This is a genomic window from Halobacillus sp. BBL2006 (assembly GCF_000786645.1).
GTDB lineage: Bacteria > Bacillota > Bacilli > Bacillales > Halobacillaceae > Halobacillus.
This window is the reverse complement of sequence record NZ_JRNX01000890.1, coordinates 1-1,561: the sequence shown is the minus strand read 5'-3', so window position 1 is coordinate 1,561 and position 1,561 is coordinate 1. Positions and strand designations below refer to the sequence as shown.

General features: G+C 42.2%; 2 protein-coding genes. Both read left to right on the top strand.

Translation table 11 applies throughout. From position 1 onward, the window contains the following. Positions 1 to 1,273 (top strand): ABC transporter permease/substrate-binding protein (locus LD39_RS20850; protein WP_035553352.1); only part of this gene is annotated, 1,273 nt, incomplete at its 5' end. Between the two features lie 11 nt (positions 1,274 to 1,284). Next, positions 1,285 to 1,561, top strand: a 277-nt coding sequence (locus LD39_RS20845) for a CoA-binding protein (protein WP_035553349.1), incomplete at its 3' end; no start/stop codon positions are given.

Sequence of the window (1,561 nt, the reverse complement as noted above, 5' to 3'; positions counted from 1 at the left end):
CATCGCGTTAACTGCTTATGGATTACTTCCAATTTTAAGGAATGCCTATACAGGAATTAAAGAAGTGGACCCAGCTCTTAAAGAAGCCGCTACTGGAATGGGAATGAGTTCTTTCCGTAGATTGTCAAAAATTGAGCTTCCTCTTGCTATGCCAGTCATCATGGCAGGGATCCGTACTTCTATGGTTCTGATTGTTGGAACGACTACCATTGCCGCCTTGATCGGCGCAGGAGGACTAGGAGATCTTATTTTGCTAGGTCTCGACCGGGGAGGGGACATAAATTTAATCCTTTTAGGGGCAATCCCGGCAGCATTGCTCGCCATTATACTTGATGGAATTCTGCGGTTATTTGAACGAACATCCGCGAAGTCCGGGTTTAGATCTCTTGTCAGCCTTCTTGTTATTGCAGCTCTAATTGCAGTTGGACCGTTAGCATTCGGAGGCAAGGTGAAGGAAGACTTGGTTTTAGGTGCGAAACTTGGTTCTGAACCCGCCATTTTAATTAATATGTATAAACTTTTGATTGAAGAGGAAACGGATCTACAAGTTGGGTTACAGCCGAATTTAGGTAAAACAGATCTAGTATTCAGCGCTCTGCAGGAAGGAAGTATCGATATCTATCCTGAGTTTACGGGTACAGCGCTTGTATCCTTACTTGAACAGCAAGCAAAAAGTAATGATTCTGAACAAGTGTATCAGCAGGCGAAAGAAGGTATGTCAGAAACATATGACATGGCTTATCTTCAGCCTATGAAGTACAACAATACGTATGCAGTGGCAACGACACAGGAACTAGCGAAACAGTATGATCTAGATACCATTGGTGACCTTAAGCCTGTTGAGGATCAAATTACAGCAGGATTCACATTGGAGTTTAATGATCGTCAAGACGGGTATCAAGGCATGAAAGAAGTCTATAATTTGAATTTTGCCGAAGTAAAAACTATGGATCCAGGTTTACGTCAAGGAGCGATCGAGACTGGTGAAGTCGATGTTATTGATGCGTATGCGACCGCTGGATATATGGTGAATCTTAATTTGAAGGTTCTTGAAGATCCAAAAAACTTGTTCCCACCTTATCAGGGAGCTCCATTAATGAGACAGGAAACTTTAGATAAGTATCCCGAACTAGAGGAAATTCTGAACCAATTAGGTGGAAAAATTACCGGTGATCAAATGCGTCAAATGAATTATCAAGTTGATTTTGAAGATCGTGATCCTGAAGAGGTGGCCCGAGAATACTTAGTCGAAGAGGGGCTTATCGAAGAATAGGAGGAGTAGTAATGTTTTTTCAAAATCCCACAAAGGATGAGATCAAACAGCTATTGGATGAGTCTAAAACGATTGCAGTGGTAGGACTTTCAGACAAACCCCACCGTACATCGTATCAGGTAAGCAAGGCTATGCAAGAGGCTGGCTATAAGATTATCCCTGTCAACCCAAGTATTCAAGAATCTTTGGGTGAGAAATCCTATGCAAGCCTAAAAGATGTAAAGGAACCTATTGATATTATCAATGTTTTTCGGAGATCCGAGTATCTTCCGGAAGTGGCTCGCGAGT